16 protein-coding genes, 1 tRNA gene and 1 riboswitch are annotated in these 22,940 nt (G+C 69.6%); of the genes, 11 read left to right on the top strand and 6 right to left on the bottom strand.

What is annotated here, in order from left to right; translation table 11 throughout:
- Positions 1 to 2 precede the first annotated feature (2 nt).
- Both L632_RS0105005 and argS read right to left on the bottom strand, forming a co-directional pair.
- Positions 3 to 1,151, bottom strand: a complete 1,149-nt coding sequence (locus L632_RS0105005) for an SPOR domain-containing protein (RefSeq protein ID WP_028716437.1) — start codon at positions 1,149 to 1,151, stop codon at positions 3 to 5.
- Between the two features lie 69 nt (positions 1,152 to 1,220).
- Positions 1,221 to 2,966 carry an arginine--tRNA ligase gene (gene argS, locus L632_RS0105000; protein WP_028711463.1) on the bottom strand — a complete coding sequence of 582 codons (1,746 nt, stop codon included), beginning with the start codon at positions 2,964 to 2,966 and terminating at the stop codon, positions 1,221 to 1,223.
- 280 nt (positions 2,967 to 3,246) lie between these two features.
- Between argS and L632_RS0104995 the strand changes: the two genes are divergently transcribed.
- The 3 genes from L632_RS0104995 (at position 3,247) to metK (ending at position 8,179) form a co-directional block, all read left to right on the top strand.
- On the top strand, positions 3,247 to 5,352 hold the full coding sequence (locus L632_RS0104995; protein ID WP_028711464.1) for a DEAD/DEAH box helicase: 2,106 nt from the start codon (positions 3,247 to 3,249) through the stop codon (positions 5,350 to 5,352).
- Positions 5,353 to 5,361: 9 nt separating this feature from the next.
- Entirely contained in the window at positions 5,362 to 6,927 is a 1,566-nt protein-coding gene (lnt, locus tag L632_RS22105; RefSeq protein WP_051476381.1) for an apolipoprotein N-acyltransferase, read from the top strand.
- A gap of 32 nt (positions 6,928 to 6,959) precedes the next feature.
- Positions 6,960 to 7,007, top strand: a riboswitch (SAM-SAH riboswitch).
- 5 nt (positions 7,008 to 7,012) lie between these two features.
- A complete protein-coding gene (gene metK, locus L632_RS0104985; protein WP_028711465.1) occupies positions 7,013 to 8,179 on the top strand; it encodes a methionine adenosyltransferase in 1,167 nt (388 codons plus the stop codon).
- Positions 8,180 to 8,346: 167 nt separating this feature from the next.
- Here metK and L632_RS0104980 read toward each other — a convergent pair whose 3' ends face one another.
- Positions 8,347 to 8,973 carry a J domain-containing protein gene (locus L632_RS0104980; RefSeq protein WP_028716436.1) on the bottom strand — a complete coding sequence of 209 codons (627 nt, stop codon included), beginning with the start codon at positions 8,971 to 8,973 and terminating at the stop codon, positions 8,347 to 8,349.
- Positions 8,974 to 9,042: 69 nt separating this feature from the next.
- Here L632_RS0104980 and L632_RS0104975 point away from each other — a divergent pair, with 69 nt between their 5' ends.
- From L632_RS0104975 to L632_RS0104945, 7 genes are all read left to right on the top strand, one after another.
- Positions 9,043 to 9,294: a BolA family transcriptional regulator gene (locus L632_RS0104975; RefSeq protein WP_028716435.1), complete on the top strand. Its 252-nt coding sequence runs from the start codon at positions 9,043 to 9,045 to the stop codon at positions 9,292 to 9,294.
- Between the two features lie 81 nt (positions 9,295 to 9,375).
- A complete protein-coding gene (gene glpX, locus L632_RS0104970) occupies positions 9,376 to 10,341 on the top strand; it encodes a class II fructose-bisphosphatase (protein ID WP_028716434.1) in 966 nt (321 codons plus the stop codon).
- A gap of 49 nt (positions 10,342 to 10,390) precedes the next feature.
- A complete protein-coding gene (recJ, locus tag L632_RS0104965; protein WP_028711469.1) occupies positions 10,391 to 12,145 on the top strand; it encodes a single-stranded-DNA-specific exonuclease RecJ in 1,755 nt (584 codons plus the stop codon).
- A gap of 122 nt (positions 12,146 to 12,267) precedes the next feature.
- Positions 12,268 to 12,342: transfer RNA gene (locus L632_RS0104960), tRNA-Glu, on the top strand.
- Between the two features lie 360 nt (positions 12,343 to 12,702).
- Positions 12,703 to 13,380 carry a hypothetical protein gene (locus L632_RS0104955; RefSeq protein WP_028711470.1) on the top strand — a complete coding sequence of 226 codons (678 nt, stop codon included), beginning with the start codon at positions 12,703 to 12,705 and terminating at the stop codon, positions 13,378 to 13,380.
- Entirely contained in the window at positions 13,286 to 14,806 is a 1,521-nt protein-coding gene (locus L632_RS0104950) for a DNA polymerase Y family protein (protein ID WP_028711471.1), read from the top strand. The genes L632_RS0104955 and L632_RS0104950 overlap by 95 nt, the downstream gene beginning before the upstream one ends.
- Entirely contained in the window at positions 14,806 to 18,039 is a 3,234-nt protein-coding gene (locus tag L632_RS0104945) for an error-prone DNA polymerase (RefSeq protein ID WP_028716433.1), read from the top strand. Before L632_RS0104950 ends, L632_RS0104945 begins: the two co-directional genes overlap by 1 nt.
- Before the next feature lie 346 nt (positions 18,040 to 18,385).
- Here the strand turns inward: L632_RS0104945 and rpmG are convergent, their stop codons facing one another.
- The 3 genes from rpmG to L632_RS0104930 form a co-directional block, all read right to left on the bottom strand.
- Positions 18,386 to 18,553, bottom strand: coding sequence for a 50S ribosomal protein L33 (rpmG, locus tag L632_RS0104940; RefSeq protein WP_011750518.1), 168 nt, complete (start codon positions 18,551 to 18,553; stop codon positions 18,386 to 18,388).
- 432 nt (positions 18,554 to 18,985) lie between these two features.
- Positions 18,986 to 20,581, bottom strand: a complete 1,596-nt coding sequence (locus tag L632_RS0104935) for a peptide chain release factor 3 (RefSeq protein ID WP_028716432.1) — start codon at positions 20,579 to 20,581, stop codon at positions 18,986 to 18,988.
- Positions 20,582 to 20,646: 65 nt separating this feature from the next.
- On the bottom strand, positions 20,647 to 21,396 hold the full coding sequence (locus tag L632_RS0104930; RefSeq protein ID WP_028711474.1) for an NAD kinase: 750 nt from the start codon (positions 21,394 to 21,396) through the stop codon (positions 20,647 to 20,649).
- A 143-nt stretch (positions 21,397 to 21,539) separates the two neighbouring features.
- Here L632_RS0104930 and glyA point away from each other — a divergent pair, with 143 nt between their 5' ends.
- Positions 21,540 to 22,823, top strand: coding sequence for a serine hydroxymethyltransferase (gene glyA, locus L632_RS0104925; RefSeq protein WP_028711475.1), 1,284 nt, complete (start codon positions 21,540 to 21,542; stop codon positions 22,821 to 22,823).
- The last annotated feature ends 117 nt before the right edge of the window (positions 22,824 to 22,940 follow it).

Here is a 22,940-nt window from a genome sequence, read left to right as displayed (position 1 = left end):
GCTCATTTCGCCGCGGCGGGAATGCAGTCCACGCCCTCGGCGATCAGCGCCGCGCAGAAGCGCCGCGCCTCGTCGCGCGAGGCGAAGCCCGAGGCGCGCAGCCGCCAGAAGGTGCGGCCATTGGCCTTGTGCTCCTGCACCACCATGCCCTTGCCGGCGAAAAGCGCGCCGAACTTGCCCGAGACGCGGTTCCATTCGCCCTTGGCCAGCGCATCGCTGTCAAAGGCGCCGATCTGCACCAGCGGCGCGCCCGAGGCGACCTGGGCCGGGGCCTGGGGGGCGGCGGGCGCCGGGGCATCGGGCGCCGCGGCCGGGCGGCTTTCGGCGGCAGCCGGGGTCGGCGCCGGCGCCGGGGCGGCGGCATTGCTGGCGGCCACGCGGCGCGGACGCGGCGCGGGGCGCGGCGATTTCGCGATGGCGCCGGGGGCCGGGGCGGCGCCCGCCTCGGCCAGCGCCGTGGTGATGGCGATGTCGCGGGTCTCGTTGCCGGCCAGATCGGTCACCATCTCGTTCACCGGCGCATCGACCGCCGGGGCATCCGAGATCACCGCATTCTCGACCGCGTCGGGTTCGACGAGAGTCTCGCCGTCGGGTCGGGCGATGACGCGCGCGGTTTCCTCGATCAACGGCAGCTCGACCGGGTGCGAGGGCTCCTGCGCGGTGGCGCCCAGCTCGCCCATGGGCACGTCCTGCCCGTCCAGGGGCGTCGCCGGCGGCGCGATGGCCACGCGGTCCACCCGGGCGGGCTCGGCGCCGGCGGCGACCGAGTTCACCGCAAGGCCGGTCCGCTCGGTCAGCTCGCCGCCCGGATTGTCGGGCGCGGTGCGGGCCTCGCCCTCGATGGCGCGAATCACCGGCACGCCCGAGACGTCGCGCACCACCAGCTTGAAGCCCCAGACCGCCAGGATCACGATCAGCCCGACCGAGATCAGCGCGCCCAGGTAATGCGTCAGCCGCGACAGCCGCCCCAGAAGCGAGGGCGATTCGGCCAGGGGCCCGGCATGGGCGTCATAGGCGTGATCGTCCCAGCCGTCCTCTTGCCAATCGTCCTGATAGCCCTGATGGCCCTGGCCATGGGGATAGTCATGCGACAGCCTGCCCGGCTGCGACCCGTCAAACCCGCCCGAAGAGCGGAAATCCACTACCGTCATTCCTGCCTGCCTGCCGGTTGTCCCGACGCTGCTCGTTTATCTGCTCGTCCCCCGGCAGGGCGCCGTTTTTCAGCGCATTTCTTTGGCCGGAGTCACCCCCAAGATACCAAGACCGGCCGAAATGACAACGCCGACGGACCGCGCCAGCGCGATTTTCGCCGCCGTGGCCGCAGCATCGCCCTCTTGCAGGAAGCGCAGGGCGGCTTCGTCATTGCCGCGGTTCCACAGCGAATGCAGCTCGGAGGCGATGTCATACAGGAAAAACGCGATCCGGTGCGGCTCATGCGCGCGGGCGGCGATTTCGACGGTGCGTGGCCATTCTGCAACTTTCCGGGCCAGCTCCAGCTGGGCGGGATGCGAAAGCCGGGCCAGATCCGCCCCGGCCAGCGCCGCATCCGAGATATCGACGCCCATCCCGGCGGCCTTGTTCAGCACCGAGTTCACCCGGGCGCTTGCGTATTGCACATACCAGACCGGATTGTCCTTGGACTGCTCCAGAACCTTGTCGAAATCGAAATCCAGCGCCGCGTCGTTCTTGCGCGTCAGCATGTGGAAGCGGGTGACGTCGGCCCCCGCCTGCTCGACCACGTCGCGCAGGGTGACGAAGGTGCCGGCGCGCTTGGACATCTTGAAGGGCTCGCCGTTCTTGAACAGCTTGACCAGCTGGATCAGCTTGACGTCCAGCGGCACGCGGCCGTTCGACAGCGCCTTCACCGCCGCGGTCATGCGCTTGACATAGCCGCCATGGTCGGCGCCGAACACGTCGATCAGCGCGTCGAAGCCACGCTCGATCTTGTCCCAGTGATAGGCGATGTCCGGCGCGAAATAGGTCCAGGACCCGTCCGATTTCTTCACCGGCCGGTCCACGTCGTCGCCATGCGCGGTGGACCGGAACAGCGTCTGCTCGCGCGGCTCCCAATCCTCGGGGGTCTTGCCCTTGGGCGGCTCCAGCACGCCTTCATAGATCAGGTCCTGCTGCCGCAGCCGCTCGATCGCCGCCTCGATCCGGCCGGTGCCGTAAAGCGCCTTCTCGCTGGAAAACACGTCCATGTGGACGTTGAGCAGCGCCAGATCCGCGCGGATCATGTCCATCATCGCCTCGGTGGCGAAGGCGCGCACCTCGGCAAGCCATTCCTCCTCGGGCTTGTCCAGCAGGCTGGTGCCGTATTTCGCCTTCAGCGCCTCGCCCACCGGGATCAGGTAGTCGCCGGGATAAAGCCCCTCGCGGATCTCGGGCTCCAGCCCGTTGGCCTCGCGATAGCGTTCATAGGCGGACCGGGCCAGCACATCGACCTGCGCGCCGCCGTCGTTGATATAGTATTCGCGCGTGACCTCGTGGCCCGAGAAATCCAGCAGCGCCGCCAGCGCATCGCCGAAGACCGCGCCGCGGGTGTGGCCGACATGCATCGGCCCGGTCGGATTGGCGCTGACGAATTCGACGTTGATCCGCTGGCCCTTGCCCATCTCCGAGCGGCCGTAATCCGCGCCCTCGGTCAGCGCGGCGCGCAGCACGCCCTGCCATTCGCCGGGGGCCAGGCGCAGGTTCAGGAAGCCCGGCCCCGCCACCTCGGCCGAGACGATGCGCGGATCGGCGGCAAGGCGGGCGGCCAGCACCTCGGCGATGTCGCGCGGCTTTTTCCCGGCAGGCTTGGCCAGCACCATGGCGGCGTTGGTGGCCATGTCGCCATGCGCGGCGTCTCGCGGCGGCTCGACCGTCACGTTCGCGGTGTCGAGGCCGGGGGGCAGCTCGCCGGCCTGCTCCATCTGCGCCAGCGCATCGAGGACCAGCGCGCGGATATCCGAAAAGAGGTTCATGGCTTCCATCCGTAAGATCGCGCCGGGATAGCGCCTGCCCAAGGGGGCCGTCAACCGCGCCGCGACCGCCGGCAAGCCGCCCCCGCGGCACGAAAACTCTGCATCAGATTGACGCAGACCGGGTTTTCGGCTAGGCCCGCGCTGTCTGCATCCGGCAGACAAGGCGAGGGGCGTGCGGAAATTGCGTCCCGACCCGCCGCGAAGCCCCGGTTTCCGGGACGGGCGGCGATGGACGCAAGCACGGCGCGGGTTGGTCCGCGCATTGATACGAAAGCCCTGAATGACCAAGTTTTCCGATCTGAAGCTGGACCCCAAGGTTCTGAAAGCCATCGCCGAGGCGGGGTATGAAACCCCGACCCCGATCCAGGCCGGGGCGATTCCCCCGGCGCTGGAAGGGCGCGACGTGCTGGGCATCGCCCAGACCGGCACCGGCAAGACCGCCAGCTTCACCCTGCCGATGATCACGCTCTTGGGCCGCGGCCGCGCCCGCGCCCGGATGCCGCGTTCGCTGGTCCTTTGCCCGACCCGCGAACTGGCCGCCCAGGTGGCCGAGAACTTCGACATCTACGCCAAGCACACCCGCCTGACCAAGGCGCTGCTGATCGGCGGCGTCAGCTTCGGCGAACAGGACAAGCTGATCGACCGCGGCGTGGACGTGCTGATCGCGACGCCCGGCCGGCTTCTGGACCATTTCGAGCGCGGCAAGCTCCTGCTGACCGGCGTGCAGATCATGGTGGTGGACGAGGCCGACCGGATGCTCGACATGGGCTTCATCCCCGATATCGAGCGCATCTTCCAGCTGACCCCCTTCACCCGGCAGACGCTGTTCTTCAGCGCCACCATGGCGCCCGAGATCGAGCGCATCACCGACACCTTCCTGCATGCGCCCGAGCGCATCGAGGTCGCCCGCCAGGCCACCGCCAGCGAGACCATCACCCAGAAGCTGGTCGAGATCACCCCGACCCGCCGCGACCAGACCGCCAAGCAGAAGCGCGAATTGCTGCGCGCCCTGATTCGGGCCGAGGGCGAGGGGCTGAAGAACGCCATCATCTTCTGCAACCGCAAGACCGAGGTGGACATCGTCGCCAAGTCGCTCAAGGCGCATGGCTTCGACGCCGCGCCGATCCATGGCGACCTGGACCAGCGCCACCGCATGGCGACGCTGGACGGCTTCCGCGAAGGCACGCTGCGCTTCCTCATCGCCTCGGACGTGGCGGCGCGCGGGCTCGACATCCCGGCGGTCAGCCATGTCATCAACTTCGACCTGCCCAGCCATGCCGAGGATTACGTCCACCGCATCGGCCGCACCGGCCGCGCCGGACGCCAGGGCACCGCGATCTCGATCGCCACGCCCGCGGACGAGAAATATCTCGGCGCCATCGAAGCACTGGTCAAGCAAAGCCTGCCGCGCGCGGCGCTGCCCGAGGGATTCGCGCTTTCCTCGGCCGCCCAGGACGCGCCCCGCCCGGCGCGCGAGGGCGGCCGCCGCGAACGCGGCCGCGACCGGGATCGCCGCGGCCGCCGCGACGACAGCGAGCAGCGCGGCCATGCCCCGGAACCCCGCGCCGAGGCAAAGCCGGTGGAAGCCGCCGAGCGCCGGCAGGAACGCCCGGCGCGCGAAGAACGCCGCGAGGATCGGCGCGAACGCCATGGCGAGCGCGGCCATGACCGTCACGACCGGCGCGAGGAGCGCCGCGGCGAGCGCCATCCGGTGATGGGCATGGGCGACCATGTGCCGGAATTCCTGACCCGCACCTTCCGCCCCGGCTTCACCGAGCCCGCCGAGGGGAACGCTGAACCGGCCGATCTGCGGCCCGCACCCGAACCGGCTGCCGAAGCCCCGGCCGCGGCAGCGCCCGTGGGGGAAAGCCCGGTTTCGGAAACGCCCGCCACGGCAAGCCCGGTTCCGGAAACCCCTGTCGCCGAAAGCCCGGCGGCGGAAACGCCCGCCGCGGTGGAAAAGCCCAAGCGCTCGCGCAGCCGCAAGGCCAAGCCGGCCCCCGAAGCCGTGACCGAAGCCCCGGCCCCGGCCGAGCCGCAGGCGCCGGCCGAACCGGAGGCAAGCACCGCAGCCGAGGCACCGGCCGAAACGCCCGAGCCCGCCGCCGCGGCCAAGCCCGCCCGCAAGCGCAAGCCGCGTGCCCCCAAGGCAGAGACGGCCGAAGCCGTGCCCGCCGAGCCCGTGGAACCCGCAGCAGCCGAAGCACCGGCCGACACCGAGCCGGCCGCGAAACCGGCCCGCAAGCCGGCGAAGAAACCGGCCAAGCCCCGCGCGCCGCGCAAGCCCAAGGCCGCCGACCAAGCCGAAGCCGCGCCGGCCGAGTCCGGCGATGCGACCCAGCCCGAGGCTGCCGGCAGCCCGGACGACGGCACCGCCGAGGCCTGAGCCGGCCGCATGGTCTCGCCGGTCTTTCCAGGACCAACGCGAAAACTATCGCGGGCGTCATCGCAGCGGCGGCGCCCATCCTGGGCCGCCCTCGCGCTCGATCTCGCGCTGGGGACCCTGGCGGCCCTGGGACAGGCGCCCTGGAACCTGTGGTTCCTGACGGTTCTGGCGCTCGCCGCGCTTTGCTGGCAGATCGGCCGCGCCGGACATGCGCGCGCCGCCGCCTGGCATGGTTTCGCGGCGGGGCTGGGCCATTTCGCCCTGGCCATGTGCTGGATCGTCGAACCGTTCTTCGTCGAGCCCGAGATCTATGGCTGGATGGCCCCCTTCGCGCTGTTCTTCATGGCGGCAGGGGGCGCGCTGTTCTGGACGGTTCCCGCCTGGCTCGCCGCGCGCCTCGCCCCGGGTTTTCCCCGGCAAGGGCTGGTCTTTGCCGCGTTGATGGTGTTTTCCGACTGGCTGCGCGGCTGGATCTTCACCGGCCTGCCCTGGGCGCTGACCGGCCATGTCTGGATCGACACACCGGCCGGCCAACTCGCCGCGACGCTTGGCTCGATCGGCCTCTCGGGGCTGACCATGCTGGCAGCGGCGCTGCCGCTGGCCTTCTGGCGGGGTGGACCCGACCACCTGCGCGCCGCGCTGCCCGGGGCACTGCTGGCCGCCCTGGCCATCGCCGCGGCCTGGAGCGGCGGCATGGCGCGCCTGGCCCGGCCGCTGCCCGCCGACAGCGCCCTGCATCTGCGCCTGATCCAGCCCAATGCCGTCCAGGCGCTGAAATGGGATCCCTACTGGTCCGAGGTGTTCTTCCGCAGGCTGCTCGACCTTTCCGCCATCCGCGATTCCGGCCGGCCCGCCCCCGATGCGGTGATCTGGCCGGAAACCGCGGTGAACTTCCTGCTCGAGCAATCCGGCACCGCCCCGCAGGACATCGCCGGCTTCGTCGGCGCGCCGGTCATCCTCGGCATCCAGCGCGTCGAGGGCGAGCGTTATTTCAACAGCCTGACCACGTTCTCGGACCGGGGCATCGGGCCGGTCTATGACAAGTTCCACCTCGTCCCCTTCGGCGAATACACGCCCTGGGGCGATGTCATGGCCCGCTTCGGCATCCGCGCCTTTGCCGCCCAGCACGGTTTCGGCTATTCCGCCGGGCCGGGGCCTCAGGTCATCACCCTACCCGGCCTGCCGCCCCTGCAGCCGCTGATCTGCTACGAGGCGGTGTTCCCGCAGCATCTGGTCACCGGCGCCGACCGCCCGGCCTGGCTGCTGCAGGTCACCAACGACGCCTGGTTCGGCCAGCTTTCCGGTCCCTGGCAGCACCTGGCGCAGGCGCGGCTGCGCGCCATCGAATCGGGCCTGCCGCTGCTGCGGGCCGCGAATACCGGCGTCTCGGCGGTGATCGACGCGCGCGGGCAGCTGCGCGCCACGCTGGGCCTGAACCTGGCCGGCCGCATCGACGCCGCCCTGCCCGGCGCCCTGCCGCCCACCCCCTGGTCGCGCTGGCGCGACTGGCCGGCGCTCGGCCTTGCCGCGATCGGGCTGCTGCTTGCGGCACGGCGCCGCAATCTCCGAGGTTGACGGCAACCGGCGCCTCCACTAACGCTTCGGCCTGACCGTCACAACGGCTTCCTGGCGTGGCGGCGTCATTCAACGGAGCATCTTCATGGCCAGACAGGACTATGTGTTCACCTCGGAATCCGTCTCCGAGGGTCACCCCGACAAATTGTGCGACCAGATCTCGGACGCGGTGCTGGACGCGCTTCTGGCCGAGGACCCGGCCGCCCGCGTCGCCTGCGAGGCCTTCGCGACCACCGGCACGGTCGTCATCGGCGGCGAGATCGGGCTGAGCGACAAGAAGAAGCTCGGCGAATACATGGGCCGCATCGCCGAGATCGCCCGCAACACCATCCGGGACATCGGCTACGAGCAGGAAAAGTTCCACTGGAACACCTGCCACGTCCACAACTACCTGCACGAGCAATCCGCCCATATCAGCCAGGGCGTCGACCGCGACGGCGCCGGCGACCAGGGCATCATGTTCGGCTATGCCGTGGACGAGACGCCGGAGCTGATGCCGGCGCCGATCCAATATGCCCATGCCATCCTGCGCCGCCTGGCCGAGGTCCGGAAATCCGGCGCCGAGCCGATGCTCGGGCCCGATGCGAAATCCCAGCTGAGCCTGCGCTACGAGAACGGCAGGCCGGTCGAGATCACCAGCCTGGTGCTGTCGCACCAGCACAAGGACGAGACGCAGAGTTCGGACGACATCCGCGCCATCGTCGAGCCCTATATCCGCGAGGTGCTGCCCGCGGAATGGCTGACCGGGAACACCGAATGGTGGGTGAACCCCACCGGCACCTTCGTGATCGGCGGACCCGACGGCGACGCCGGGCTGACCGGGCGCAAGATCATCGTCGACACCTATGGCGGCGCGGCCCCGCATGGCGGCGGCGCGTTTTCCGGCAAGGACCCGACCAAGGTCGACCGCTCGGCCGCCTATGCGGCACGCTACCTTGCCAAGAACGTCGTCGCGGCCGGGCTGGCGAAGCGCTGCGTGATCCAGCTTTCCTACGCCATCGGCGTGGCGAAGCCCCTGTCCATCTATGCCGACACCTTCGGCACCAGCGAAATCCCCGAGACCGAGATCGAGCGCGCGATCTCCCGCGCCATGGACCTGACGCCGCGCGGCATCCGCGAGCATCTGGACCTGTGCCGGCCGATCTATCGCCGCACCGCCGCCTATGGCCATTTCGGCCGCGCCCCGGAAGCGGATGGCGGTTTCTCCTGGGAAAGGACCGACCTCGCCGAAGCGATCAAGCGCGAGCTTTGAGGGAGTGAGGGGGCTTTGCCCCCGCGCGTTCCGCGCTCCCCCAAGATATTTGGACAAGAAAGAACCACAAGGGGACCGGGGACGGCCCTTCTTTCTTGGAAAAATATCCTGCGGGGGAAGCCCGTCGGGCTTGCACGACGGGCGCGGGGGCGCAAAGCCCCCGTTCTTCAGTCCTTGAAGCTGCGGCTGTCCTTGATCTGGTCCCAGGCCCAAACCACCTCCTGCAGGCGCTCTTCGTCCGAGCGGTCGCCGCCGTTCATGTCGGGATGCAGGTCCTTGACCAGCGACTTGTACTGCTTGCGGATCTCGGCCCGCGTCCAGGTCTCCTTGGCCTCGAGGATCTCCAGCGCCCGGCGTTCGGTCGGCGGCAGCTTCCGGGCGGTGCGGTTGCGCAGCTCGGGATTGGTGCCGTTCGTGCCCAGGATCTCCAGCGGGTCGTCGATGCCGTGGCGCGCCCATTTCTGTTCCTGCGCCGCCCGGCCAAAGGGCTTGGTCGGCCGTTCCCAGACCGTGGCATTGTCCAGGAATTCCTGGAACTCGGCCTCGGACTGGCCCTGGAAATAGTTCCAGTTCAGGTTGTATTCGCGCACGTGCTCCTTGCAGAACCAGTAGTATTCGTCCAGCGCCCGCGGCGATTTCGGCGCGCGATACTGGCCGGGCTGGTTGCAGCCCTCCTTGTCGCACCGCCGCGTCGAGGTTTCGAAGGCGCCGGACATGCCGCGCCGGCCCTTGGCGCGGCGCTTCTTGTCCGCGGCAGCGGAAATGTCGAATCCGAACGGGTCGCTGTTGCTCATCTGCCTGCCTTGTCCTGAACGGGACAGGCAGTTTAGGCTATTTCGCGGGACATGAAAGGGGGCAAGCGCATGATTGCCGACGAGATGCGTGAAAGACTGGCCGAACTGCAGCCCTCGCGGCTGGAGATCATCGACGAAAGCGAAAGCCATCGCGGCCATGGCGGCTGGCGCGCGGGCGGCGAGACGCATTTCCGGATCCGCATGGCCAGCGCCCGCTTTGCGGGGCTGGGCCATGTCGCGCGGCATCGGCTGGTGCATGCCGCCTTGGGCGACATCGTGCCGCGCATCCATGCGCTGGCGCTGGAACTGGCGGAAAACTGACTCGTTAGCGCACGCAGGCTTGCCCGTTTCCGGCGCCGGGCGTAGAAGCCCGGAAAGGCAGAAAGCACAAGGAATTTCCGCATGACCTCGCCCAAGGATTTCAACGATCGCATGCTGTCGCTCGGCCTGGCCCGCGTCAGCGAGGCCGCCGCCCATGCCTCGGCGCGGCTGATCGGCCGCGGCGACGAGAAGGCGGCCGACCAGGCCGCCGTGAACGCGATGCGCGAGCAGCTGAACCTGCTGGACATCAAGGGCGTCGTCGTCATCGGCGAGGGCGAGCGGGACGAGGCGCCGATGCTCTATATCGGCGAGGAGGTGGGCACCGGCGCAGGACCCGAGGTGGATATCGCGCTGGACCCGCTGGAAGGCACCACGCTGACCGCCAAGGACATGCCGAACGCGCTGACCGTGATCGCCATGGCGCCGCGCGGCACGCTGCTGCACGCGCCCGACGTCTACATGGAAAAGCTCGCCATCGGGCCGGGCTATCCCAAGGACGTGGTCAGCCTGGACATGACGCCCTCGGAACGGGTGCGGGCGCTGGCCAAGGCCGGCGGCGTCAAGGACAGCGACATCACCGTCTGCATCCTCGAGCGCCCGCGCCATGAGGATCTGATCGCCGAGGTCCGCTCGACCGGCGCTGCCATCCGCCTGATCACCGACGGCGATGTGGCCGGGGTCATCCATTGCGCCGAGGCCGAGCTGACCGGCATCGACATGTATATGGGCTCGGGCGGCGCGCCCGAGGGGGTTCTGGCCGCCTCGGCGCTGAAATGCATGGGCGGGCAGATGTGGGGCAAGCTGCTGTTCCGCAACGACGACGAGAAGGGCCGCGCCGCCAAGGCCGGCATCACCGACCTGGACCGGGTCTATTCGCGCGACGAGCTGGTCACCGCCGACGTGATCTTTGCCGCGACCGGGGTGACCAACGGCTCGATCGTGGCCGGCGTCAAGCGCGAGCCGCATTATCTGCAGACCGAGACCATCCTGATGCGTTCCAAGACCGGCTCGGTGCGGCGCATGATCTATCGCAACCCGGTCAAGTAAGCGGGCCGACAGGCTTGAACAGCGGGCGGTCATGGGGGATGAAGCCCGCATGACCGCCTTTCTTTCCGTCACCGCCTCGCTGACCGGCCGCCTGTGGCGCGGTCCCGACGCCGCCCTGGAACGCGCCGCCGAGGCGCTGGCCCAGGACAGCCGCCTGCCGCTGCCCGTCAGCCGGGTGCTGGCCGCCCGCGGCGTGCCCGCGCATGAAACGCCGCTTTATCTCGATCCCAAGCTGCGCGACCTGCTGCCCGATCCCTCGCGCCTGCGCGACATGGACAAGGCCGCCGAGCGGCTGGTCGCCGCGGTGCTGGCCGGCCAGCGCATCGCCATCTTTGCCGATTACGACGTGGATGGCGGCGCCTCGGCCGCGCTGCTGCTGGACTGGCTGCGCCGGCAGGGCCGCGACGCGACGCTTTATATCCCCGACCGCATCGACGAAGGTTACGGCCCGAACGCCCCGGCCATCGCGGCGCTGTCGCAGGATCACGACCTGATCGTCTGCGTCGATTGCGGCACGCTCAGCCATGAGGCGCTGGCGGCCGCGACCTGCGACGTGATCGTGCTGGACCACCACCAAGGGGCCGAGACCCTGCCCCCGGTGCTGGCGGTGGTGAACCCGAATCGCGCCGACGAGGATGGCAGCCTCGGCCATCTCTGCGCCGCCGGCGTGGTCTTCCTGACGTTGGTGCGCTGCAACAGCCTGCTGCGCCAGGGCGGCCATGCGCAGCCCGACCTGATCCCGCTGCTCGACCTGGTGGCGCTGGCGACGATCGCGGATGTGGCGCCGCTGGTGGGGGTGAACCGCGCCTTCGTGCGCCAGGGGCTGCTGATCATGGCGCGGCGCGAGCGCCCCGGGCTGGTGGCGCTGTCGGACGTGGCGCGGCTCGATTCGGCGCCGAATGCCTTTCACCTGGGCTTCCTTTTGGGGCCGCGCATCAATGCCGGCGGCCGCGTGGGCAAGGCGGATCTGGGGGCGCTGTGCCTGTCCTGCACCGACGGCCGGCAGGCCGAGCGGCTGGCGGCCGAACTGGACGCGCTGAACCGCGACCGCCGCGCCATCGAGGCCGCCGTGCGCGACGAGGCGCTGGCCCAGGTCGAGGCGCGCGCCCAAGCTGCGGGCGATGCCGGCTGCGTGGCCTGGGCGGCCGGCGAGGGCTGGCATCCCGGCGTCGTGGGCATCGTCGCCGCGCGGATGAAGGAGGCGACCGGCCTGCCCTCGGTGGTGATCGGGGTCGAGGGCGGCATCGGCAAGGGCTCGGCCCGCTCGGTGCCCGGCGTCGATCTGGGCCGCGCCATCCAGCGCCTGGCCGCCGAGGGGCTGCTGCTGAAGGGCGGCGGGCACGCCATGGCGGCCGGCCTCTCCGTCGCAGAGGCGAAGATCCCCGAGGCCATGGCGCGGCTGTCGCAATTGCTCTCGCGCGAGATGGCCGAGCGCCCGGGCATGGGCGAGCTGCGCATATCCGGCCTCTTGGACCCCGCCGGCGCCACGGTCGAGCTGATGCAGATGCTGGAACGCGCCGGCCCCTTCGGCCAGGCCGCGCCGGCGCCGCGATTCGCCTTTGCCGAGCAGCTGATCGACAGCGCCGGGACGATGGGCGACAGCCATCTGCGCCTGCGCTTCCGCAGCCCCGGCAGCCCGGTGCTGGAGGCGGTGGCCTGGAGCGCGATGAACGGCCCGCTGGGCCCGGCGCTGCTGGGCGCCAAGGGGCGGCGCTTCCATCTGGCGGGCAAGCTGGAGCTTACGCAATGGGGCGGACGAGAGCGCGTGCGGCTGCGTCTGGACGATGCCGCGCCGGTCGGCTGAAGCGGCGGGCACTGCCGGAAAAAACTTTGTGCCGGGATGATTTTTCCGCTTGCAGCCCTGCAGCAGAGAACCTAAATACCGCCCCACGCCGCAGGGCACCGCGCCTTGCGGATGCAGAAAGTGGCCCGTTCGTCTATCGGTTAGGACGTCAGGTTTTCAACCTGAAAAGAGGGGTTCGACTCCCCTACGGGCTGCCACTTCCCTTCTGCCCCGCTGCTCCCCCTCGATCAGGATCGGCCCCCGCATCGCCCGCCTCGTAGGAAGCGGCGCAGCGCATGGGCTTTCGGACCGTCGCCAGCAGGTCTGATCGGCAGCCACCCACATCATCGCTGCGGCCATGATGAAGCCTGTGAAGGTTCTGCGCTCGTCGCTTCGCCGCCATCCGGAACTCCGCGGCCCAGGACGGCGCCCCATGCGGTTCATCCCGGCCCGTCCGCCTCCTCTTCGGCGCGCTCCTGCGGCGCAATCGTCCCGGGCCATTCGTGCCGCGAAGCCGCCGCGATTGACGAATCCCTGGCGGCGGAATAAGAACAAACAAGGAACAAAACGACTGAACCATGTCCGCTCGCCCTTTCCCTTTCGGGGTGGCGCCTTTCGGACGGGCGCCAGTCCCCGCGGCGCCGCAACCGACCGCGCCGACCCTGTCCGAAGCTTTCGACACCCGGCCCCTGACGGGTGCCGCGGCCGGATTCGTGCTGGCCGCCCTGCCGCCGGGGCTGGTGCTCTGGGCGCAGGACCGGCTGAGCCGGGCCGAGTTCGGCGCCCCCTTCCTGCCCGGCATGGGGCGGGATCTGCTGCGGCTGGACCTGACGCGTCCCGCCGATGTGCTGGCGGCGCTGGAGGACGGGCTGCAAGGCCGCGCCCTGGCCGCCGTGGTGGGCGAGATCCATGGCACCGCTGCGGCGCTGAGCTTCACCGCCAGCCGCCGCCTGGCGCTGCGGGCCGAGGCGGCGGGCCTGCCCTGCTGGCTGATCCGCCATGCCGCGCCGCCCGAACCCAGCGCGGCGCGGATGCGCTGGCGGCTGACGCCGCTGCTCTCGCTTCCCCATCCCGACGATCCGCAGGCGCCGGGCGATCCGCGCTGGCTGGCCGAGCTGTTCCGGGCGCGCGGCCGGCCGCCCTCGACCTGGGTGGCGCGCCATGACCGGGCGGCGGATCGTCTCGATTTCTCTGCCCCGCCTGGCGATCGAGAGCTGGCTGAGCCGCGCCGCGCACCGGGGCGACGGCTGGCCTGAGGAGATCCCGCTGGCGCTGGCCGCGCCCGGTCCGCACGGGCCCGTCATCCATGCCGCGAACCGTGCCGCCGAACGGGCCGGGGCCCGCATCGGCGCCCGCGCCGTGGACAGCCGCGCCATCTGTCCCGCCCTGCGCATCGAACCGGCCGAGCCCGACCGCGACGCCGCCCGGCTGGCGCGGCTGGCCTTCTGGGCGCGGCGCTGGGGTCCCTTCAGCACGCCCGACGGCGAAGACGGCATCATCCTCGACACCACCGGCACCGCGCATCTGTTCGGCGGCGAGGCGGCGCTGCTGGCCGAGATCCAGGCCGGATTCGCCCGGGCCGGGCTGACCGCGCGGCTGGCGCTGGCGCCGACGCGCGGCGCGGCCTGGGCGCTGGCCCGTTTCGGACCCGAGCGCGCGATCTGCGCCGATCCGCTGCCCGCGCTGGCGCCGCTGCCGGTGGCCGGGCTGCGGCTGTCGGGGGAAACCCTGCTGCTCTTGCGCCGGCTGGGGCTCAAGACCATCGGCGACCTCGCAGGGCTGCCGCGCCTGTCGCTGATGCGCCGCTTTGCCCGGGCCGAACCGCAGGACAATCCGCTGATCCGCCTCGACCAGGCGCTGGGGCGCGCGGCCGAGCCGCTGGATGCGCCCGAGCCCGCACCCGAATACGCCGCCGAGGTCCGGCTGGCCGACCCGGTGATGGACCCCTCGGACTGGCTGCCCGGATTGCTGGCCGATCTTTGCGCGCAGATGGCGGCGGCGGATCGCGGCTGCCGGCGGCTGTGCCTGTCGGTGTTTCGCGTCGATGGCGAGCGGCGCGACATCCGCGTCGCCATGGCCGCGCCCACGCGCGACCCCGGCCACCTGCTGCGCCTGTTCGACGGCCGGCTCGGGCGGCTGGACCCCGGCTATGGCTTCGACCTGATCCGCCTCGCGGCCGAGGCGGTCGAGCCCTTGGCCCAGGCCCAGCCCGGCCTGGACGGCGCCGCGCCCGCAGGGCTGGCACTGGCGCGGCTGGTGGACCGGCTGGCAGCGCGCTTCGGCGCGGCGGCAATCAGCCGGCCGCTGCCGCGGGAAAGCCATATCCCCGAACGCGCCGAGACACCCGGCCCGCCGCTGGCCACCACCCCCGCCCCGGTCGCGCGCCCCGACCGGCCGATCCGCCTGCTCAACCCGCCCGAGGAGATCCGCGTGCTCTACGCCATTCCCGAAGGCCCGCCGGCGCAATTCGTCTGGCGCCGCCAGACCCTGCGCGTCGCCCGCCATGCCGGGCCCGAACGCATCGCCCCGGAATGGTGGCACGACCGCCCCGGCACCCGGCTGCGCGACTATTTCCGCATCGAGGACGACAGCGGCCTGCGCCTGTGGATCTATCGCGAGGGGCTGGTCCATGACGGCCGCGGCGGCGCGCCGCGCTGGTTCCTGCACGGGATCTTCGCCTGATGCCCGACCATCATGCCCGCCCCGAGATCCCGCTGCCCCCGGTCGAGCACCCGAACCCGCCCGCGGATTACGTCGAGCTGGCGGTGACCAGCGCCTTCAGCTTCCTGCACGGCGCCTCGCATCCGCGCGAACTGGCGCTGGCGGCGCATCTGATGGGGTATGACGCACTGGGGATCGCCGACCTGAACAGCCTGGCCGGGGTGGTGCGGCTGCATGCCGCGGCCAGGAAACTGCAGCTGCGCCCGGTGATCGGGGCGCGGATCGTGCTGGCGGACGGCACCGCCTTCCTGGCCTATCCGACCGACCGCGCCGCCTATGGCCGGCTCGCCTCGCTCATCACCAAGGGCCGGCGGCACGATCTGGACGGGAACTGGCAGAAGAAGGGGCGCTGCGACCTGAGCCTGGACGATCTGGCCGCCCATGCCGAAGGCATGCGGCTGGTCTGGCTGCCGGGCGACGACCTTGCACCCCTGCCCCGTCTGGCCCGCCGCCTGCCGCAGCTGTCGCATGTCGCGGCAAGCTGGCTTTATCGCGGCGACGACCGGGCGCGGATCAATCGCCTCGACCGGGCGGCGCGGGCGGCAGGGCTGGCCATCGTCGCGGTGAACGACGTGCATTACCATGCCCCCGATCGCCGGCCGCTTCAGGACGTGATGACCTGCATCCGCGCGGGCACCACCGTCGCCCGGGCCGGGCTGCTGCTGGCGCAGAATGCCGAGCGTCACCTGAAGCCGCCGGCCGAGATGGCGCGCCTGTTCGCCGACTGGCCCCATGCCATCCGCGCCACGCGCGAGATCGCCGACAGCTGCCGCTTCTCGCTGGACGAGCTGCAATACGAATATCCGCGCGAAAGCGTGCCGCCCGGGCTGACCCCGCAGCAGCATCTGGAAAACCTGACCTGGCAGGGCGCGGACTGGCGCTATCCCTCGGGCGTGCCCGAGAAGGTCCGCGCCACCCTGGTCAAGGAACTGGCGCTGATCCGCCGGAAGGAGATCGCGCAATATTTCCTGACCATCCACGACATCGTCCGCTATGCCGAAGACCAGGGCATCCTGAACCAGGGCCGCGGCTCGGCGGCGAATTCGGCGGTCTGCTACGTCCTCGGCATCACTCCGGTCGATCCCGCCAAGCATGAACTGCTGTTCGAGCGATTCATCAGCGAAAACCGCAAGGAGCCGCCCGATATCGACGTGGATTTCGAGCATGAGCGGCGCGAGGAGGTCATCCAGCACATCTATGACGCATATGGCCGCGACCGCGCCGGGCTCTGCGCCACGGTGATCCACTACCGCCCGCGCAGCGCCATCCGCGAGGTCGGCAAGGTCATGGGCCTGTCCGAGGACGTGACCTCGGCGCTGGCCGACACGGTCTGGGGCAGCTGGGGCAAGGACATGTCGGCCGCCTCGACCGATCAGGCCGGGCTCGACCTGGGCGACCCGCTGCTGCGGCGCACGGTCAGGCTGGCCGAGGAGATGATCGGCATGCCGCGCCACCTGTCGCAGCATGTCGGCGGCTTCGTGCTGACCGAGGGGCCGCTGTCGGAAACCGTGCCCATCGGCAATGCCGCCATGCCGGAACGCAGCTTCATCGAATGGGACAAGGACGACATCGACGAATTGCGCATCCTCAAGGTCGATGTGCTGGCGCTGGGGATGCTGACCTGCATCCGCAAATGCTTCGAGCTGGTCCGGGTCCATTACGGCAAGGCGCTGACGCTGTCGGATTTCGACCGGGACGACCCGGAAACCTATGAGATGCTGAAAAAAGGCGACAGCATCGGCACCTTCCAGGTCGAAAGCCGGGCGCAGATGGCCATGCTGCCGCGCCTGCAGCCCCAGGAGTTCTACGACCTGGTGATCCAGGTGGCCATCGTCCGCCCCGGCCCGATCCAAGGCAACATGGTCCACCCCTATCTGCGTCGCCGGGCGGGGTTAGAAAAACCCGATTATCCCGGCCCGAAAAATGGAGACCCGGACGAGTTGAGGAATATCCTGAAACGCACCCTGGGCGTGCCGATCTTTCAGGAACAGGCGATGAAGATCGCCATGGTCGCCGCGCAATTCACCCCGGGCGAGGTGGACGATCTGCGCAAGGCCATGGCCACCTTCCGCTCACGCGGGACGATCGGGCAGTTGCAGGACCGGATGGTCGGCCGCATGGTCGAACGCGGCTACGACCGCGACTTCGCCGAGCGGTGCTTCAACCAGATCAAGGGGTTCGGCGATTACGGTTTCCCCGAAAGCCATGCGGCGGCCTTCGCGCATCTGGCCTATGTCTCGGCCTGGCTGAAATGCCATCACCCGGCCGCCTTCGCCGCGGCGCTGCTGAACAGCCAGCCGATGGGCTTCTACGCGCCCGCCCAGATCGTGCGCGACGCGCGCGACCACGACGTCACCGTGCTGCCGGCCGATGTGAACATCAGCGAATGGGACAACACGCTTGAACCCTGCGACGGCGCCTTCGCGCTGCGCCTCGGCCTGCGCCAGATCGACGGGCTGTCCAAGGCGCTGGCCGAACGCATCAAGGCGGCGCGGGATACGCCCTATACCGATCTGGCCGATCTCAAGGCCCGCGCCGCGCTCGATGCCCGGGCGATCCGGCTGATCGCGGCCGCCGATGCGCTGCGCTCGATGGGGCTCGACCGGCGGGCGGGGCTGTGGCAGGCGCGCGCCCTGCGCGACGCGCCGGACCTGCCGCTGTTCGGGCGCCGGGACGAAGGGGCCGAGCCCGCCGTCGCCCTGCCCGCCATGCCGCTTTGCGAGCATGTCACCACCGATTACCAGACCCTGCGGCTGTCGCTGAAGGCCCATCCCATGGCCTTCCTGCGCCGCAGCCTGACGGAACAGGGCTACGTCTCGGCGGGGGACCTCGCCGCCCTGCCGAACCGCGGCCGCCTGCGCATGGCCGGCATCGTGCTGGTGCGCCAGCGCCCCGGCAGCGCCAACGGCACCTGTTTCGTCACGCTGGAGGACGAGACCGGCGTGGCCAATCTGGTGATCTGGGAAAAGACCTTCGCGCAGTTCCGCAAGGTGGTGATGACTGCCCGCTTGCTGGAGGTGCATGGCCAGCTCCAGCGCGCCGATGGCGTGACCCATATCGTCGCGCATTGGCTGGGCGACCGTTCCGACGCATTGCTGCGCCTGGCCGGAGAGGCGCCGGCCGCGCTGCCCCAACCCCGCCCCAGCCATCCGCGCCAGATGCGCATCCTGCCGAAATCGCGGGATTTCCATTAGCGGCCAATCCGTGGAGACGGGGACCGCTGCTGCACGGCCCCCGCGGCCCTTCCCCGCTGCAAGAGCAGCAACGCAAGGATGCCGGGCCGCCCGCAACTGCCGGCATGAACCGGAGTCCAAGCGCCAGGCTCGCCCGCAGCTGGGCGCATCGCAAACGCCATCCCAACGCCCGGCCCCTGCCACAACCTCCCGCCCCAAAGCGGAGAGTTCTTTCTTGTTCAAATATCCCCGCCGGAGGCCACAGCCCCCCGCGCAAATGGCCGCAGCGGAAGCAAGTCCAGGGCATATGCGGAAACCGCGCCCCTTGCGGGACGCGGTTCCAAAGCTCTTCCGTCAGGGGCAGATCTTACTTGATCTTGCCTTCCTTGTATTCGACATGCTTGCGCACCACCGGGTCGTATTTGTTGACCGTCATCTTTTCGGTCATCGTGCGGGCGTTTTTCTTGGTGACATAGAAATGCCCGGTCCCGGCCGTCGAGTTCAGACGGATCTTGATCGTCGTCGGCTTCGCCATCAGTTTCGCTCCTGCTGCGGGGCAAAACGCGTGGCGCGGACCCCGTGGAATTCTCTTGAAGCCCGCCTTTTAGCGGCAGAACGGACGGAGTCAACCGGGAATCGCCCGGAAATCGGCGGCTTCGCGGCGAAAATGCCCCGGCCCGGAGGGGCCACGCGACGAAGGGCCAGGCATCCCGTCACAGGCCGCAGCAGGCATCTGCCCGGACCGCCGCGGGGATCGGGATCGCCGCCGCCCCGGGCCAGTGACTGTCCCGGCAACTGGACCCAATGTCCGGGCGCGACGTCACCCCGCATTCCCGATGCGGGGCAGAGCCACGGCCTTTCCCGGACAGGCCGGGATCGCGCTATGCCGCGTGCCGGGACCGGCCGCGACCGGGTCGGGCTATCGGTTCGCAGATCCTCGCGCCAGCCGTGCCGGGCCAGGAAGCTTTCACACCATCATTTCCTTGGTCGCGGTCAGCTTCAGGTCGGGGTGGTCGCGGCTCACCCGGTCGATGTCCCATTGCAGGCGCGTGAGATAGACCAGATCGCCGTCATGGTCCTGCGCCATGTGGCCCTTGTTGGCATTGGCGAAGGCATCGACCTTGTCCTTGGCCCCCGAGACCCAGCGCGCGCTGGTGAATTGCGAGGATTCGAAGCGCACCGGCAGGCCGTATTCCAGCTCGATGCGGCTGGCCAGCACCTCGAATTGCAGCGCCCCCACCACGCCGACGATGAAGCCCGAGCCGATCATCGGCTTGAACACCTTGGCCGCGCCCTCCTCGGCGAATTGCATCAGCGCCTTTTCCAGGTGCTTGGCCTTCATCGGATCGCCGGCGCGCACGGTCTGCAACAGTTCCGGCGCAAAACTGGGGATGCCGGTGAAGCGCAGCGCCTCGCCCTCGGTCAGGGCGTCGCCGATGCGCAGCTGGCCGTGGTTCGGGATGCCGATGATGTCGCCCGCCCAGGCCTCTTCCGCCAGTTCGCGGTCGGCGGCCAGGAACAGCACCGGGTTCGATACCGCCATCGGTTTCTTGGATCGCACGTGCAGAAGCTTCATCCCGCGCTCGAAATGCCCCGAGGCGAGGCGCACGAAGGCCACCCGGTCGCGATGCTTGGGATCCATGTTGGCCTGCACCTTGAAGACGAAGCCGGTCACCGGCTTTTCCTCGGGGGCGATCTGGCGCTCGGCGGCGTTCTGCGGCTGCGGCTGGGGGCCGAATTCGCCGATGCCGGTCATCAGCTCCTTGACGCCGAAGCTGTTGATGGCCGAGCCGAACCAGATCGGCGTCATGTGCCCTTCCAGGAAGGACTTGCGGTCGAAGGCGGGCAGCAGTTCGCGCGCCATCTCCAGCTCCTCGCGCAGCTTCTCCAGCAGCTCGGCGGGAACGTGATCGGCCAGCTTCGGATCGTCCAGGCCGGAAATCTGGATCGACTCGGCCACCTTGTTGCGATCGGCGCGGTCCATGATCTCCAGCCGGTCGTTGAGCAGGTCATAGGCGCCGATGAAGTCGCGGCCCATGCCGATCGGCCAGCTGACCGGCGACACGTCGATGGCCAGGTTCTCCTGGATCTCGTCGATGATCTCGAAGGTGTCGCGGCTTTCGCGGTCCATCTTGTTGCAGAAGGTCAGGATCGGCAGGTCGCGCAGCCGGCAGACCTCGAACAGCTTGCGGGTCTGGCTCTCGACCCCCTTGGCGCCGTCGATGACCATGATCGCGGCATCCACCGCGGTCAGCGTGCGATAGGTGTCCTCGGAGAAATCGCTGTGGCCGGGCGTGTCCACCAGGTTGAAGCGGTATGGCCCGAAATCGAAGCTCATGGCGGAGGCGGAGACCGAGATGCCGCGGTCCTGCTCCATCTTCATGAAGTCCGAGCGGGTGCGCCGCGCCTCGCCCTTGGCACGGACTTGGCCGGCCATCTGGATCGCGCCGCCGAACAGCAGGAACTTCTCGGTCAGCGTGGTCTTGCCCGCGTCCGGGTGCGAGATGATCGCAAAGGTCCGGCGGCGGGCGATTTCGGGCGGAAGATCGGGACGGTTCATCATGCCCCGCGCTTTAGCGTGCGCCGCGCGCAGTCTCAAATGGAATCGCGGCCCGGATGGAAGCGGGGTCAGACGAACTGTTCACGGATCAGCCGCTCCTCGAGCCCGTGGCCGGGATCGAAAAGCAGCCGGTGCCGGATGGTGTTTTCCGAACGGATCTCGACCCAGAGCACCGAGTCGACGCCGCGCGAATCGGCATCGGCCATCACCGGGCGCTTGTCGGGATCCAGCACGTCGATGCGCACCGTCGCCGACTTGGGCAGGATGGCGCCGCGCCAGCGCCGCGGCCGGAACGGAGCGATGGCGGTCAGCGCCAGCACATCCGAACCGAGCGGCAGGATCGGCCCGTTCGCCGAATAATTGTAGGCGGTCGAGCCGGCGGGGGTGGACAGCAGCGCGCCGTCGCAGATCAGCTCCTCCATGCGCACCCGGCCGTTCACGCTGATGCGCAGCCGCGCCGCCTGCGGGCCGGCGCGCAGCATGCTGACCTCGTTGATGGCCAGCGCGCAATGCTCGTGCCCGTCGGTGGTGCCGGCGGTCATGGCCAGCGGATTGACCACGGTTTCCTCGGCGGCCAGGATGCGGGCGGGCAAGTCCTCCTCGGAATAGGCGTTCATCAGGAAGCCCACGGTGCCGCGGTTCATGCCATAGACCGGCAGGCCGCGATTCTGGTGCATGACCGACAGCATCAGCCCGTCGCCCCCCAGCGCCACGATCACCTCGGCCTCGCGAATCGGCACATGGCCGTAACGCTCGGACAGCGCCTCGGCGGCGGTCACGGCGGTTTCGGTGCTCGAGGCGATGAAATGCAGCTTCATGCGGCCATCATGGCGCGCGGCGGGCCGGGCGCAAGGCCCTTTGGCACATGGGATAATCTACCGCCCGCGCGTCGCATCCGTCCTAGCGGGACGCGCGGAAAGGCGCTAGAACCCCGGCAAGCCGCTTTTTGCATGAGGACCAGATGACCGACACCGGATTCTTCACCGAGACGCTGGATAGCCGCGACCCTGCCATTTTCGGGGCGATCCGCCAGGAGCTTGGCCGCCAGCGCGACGAGATCGAGCTGATCGCGTCCGAGAACATCGTTTCGAAGGCGGTGCTTGAGGCGCAGGGCTCGGTCCTGACCAACAAATATGCCGAAGGCTATCCCGGCAAGCGCTATTACGGCGGCTGCCAATATGTCGACGTGGTCGAGGAGCTGGCCATCGAACGCGCCAAGCAGCTCTTCGATTGCGGCTTCGCCAATGTCCAGCCGAACAGCGGCAGCCAGATGAACCAGGCGGTGTTCCTGGCGCTGCTGCAGCCGGGCGACACCTTCATGGGGCTCGACCTGAATTCGGGCGGCCACCTGACGCATGGCTCGCCGGTCAACATGTCGGGCAAGTGGTTCAACGTCGTCAGCTACGGCGTGCGCCAGCAGGACCAGCTGCTGGACATGGAGGAGATCCGCAAAAAGGCCCATGAGACGAAGCCCAGGCTGATCCTGGCCGGCGGCACCGCCTATTCGCGGATCTGGGACTGGGCCGAATTCCGCAAGATCGCCGACGAGGTGGGCGCCTGGCTGATGGTCGACATGGCCCATATCGCCGGGCTGGTGGCGGGCGGCCAGCATCCCTCGCCGCTGCCGCATGCCCATGTGGTGACCACGACCACGCATAAATCGCTGCGCGGCCCGCGCGGCGGCATGGTGCTGACCAACGATGCCGAGATCGCCAAGAAGATCAACTCGGCCGTGTTCCCCGGCCTGCAGGGCGGCCCGCTGATGCATGTGATCGCCGCCAAGGCGGTGGCCTTCGGCGAGGCGCTGCGCCCCGAGTTCAGGGACTATGCCGCGCAGGTCGTCGCCAATGCCCGCGCCATGGCGGACGAGCTGATGCGCGGCGGCATCGACATCGTCTCGGGCGGCACCGACAACCACCTGTGCCTGGCGGACCTGCGCCCCAAGGGCGTGACCGGCAAGGCGACCGAGGCGGCCCTGGGCCGCGCCCATATCACCTGCAACAAGAACGGCGTGCCCTTCGATCCCGAGAAGCCCTTCGTGACCTCGGGCATCCGTCTGGGCGCCCCGGCCGGCACCACGCGGGGCTTCAAGGAGGAGGAGTTCCGCCAGATCGCCCGCTGGATCGTCGAGGTGGTGGACGGGCTGGCCGCGCATGGCGAGGCGGGCAATGCCGAGGTCGAGGCCCGCGTCAAGGCCGAGGTCGAGGCGCTTTGCGCGCGCTTCCCGCTTTACAGCGGCATGTGAGCCCGCCGCGGCGCAGGCTCAGACCAGCCCGCGCCGCACCATGATCCACAGCGCAACGCAGGCCAAAAGCAGCAGCCCGAAAAGAACGCTGGACGCCAGGGAGAGCGCGCCGCCCTG

Source organism: Paracoccus sp. J39 (genome assembly GCF_000518925.1).
Taxonomy (GTDB): domain Bacteria; phylum Pseudomonadota; class Alphaproteobacteria; order Rhodobacterales; family Rhodobacteraceae; genus Paracoccus.
The sequence above is the reverse complement of the archived record's forward strand: the minus strand, read 5'-3'. Positions and strand labels throughout refer to the sequence as shown.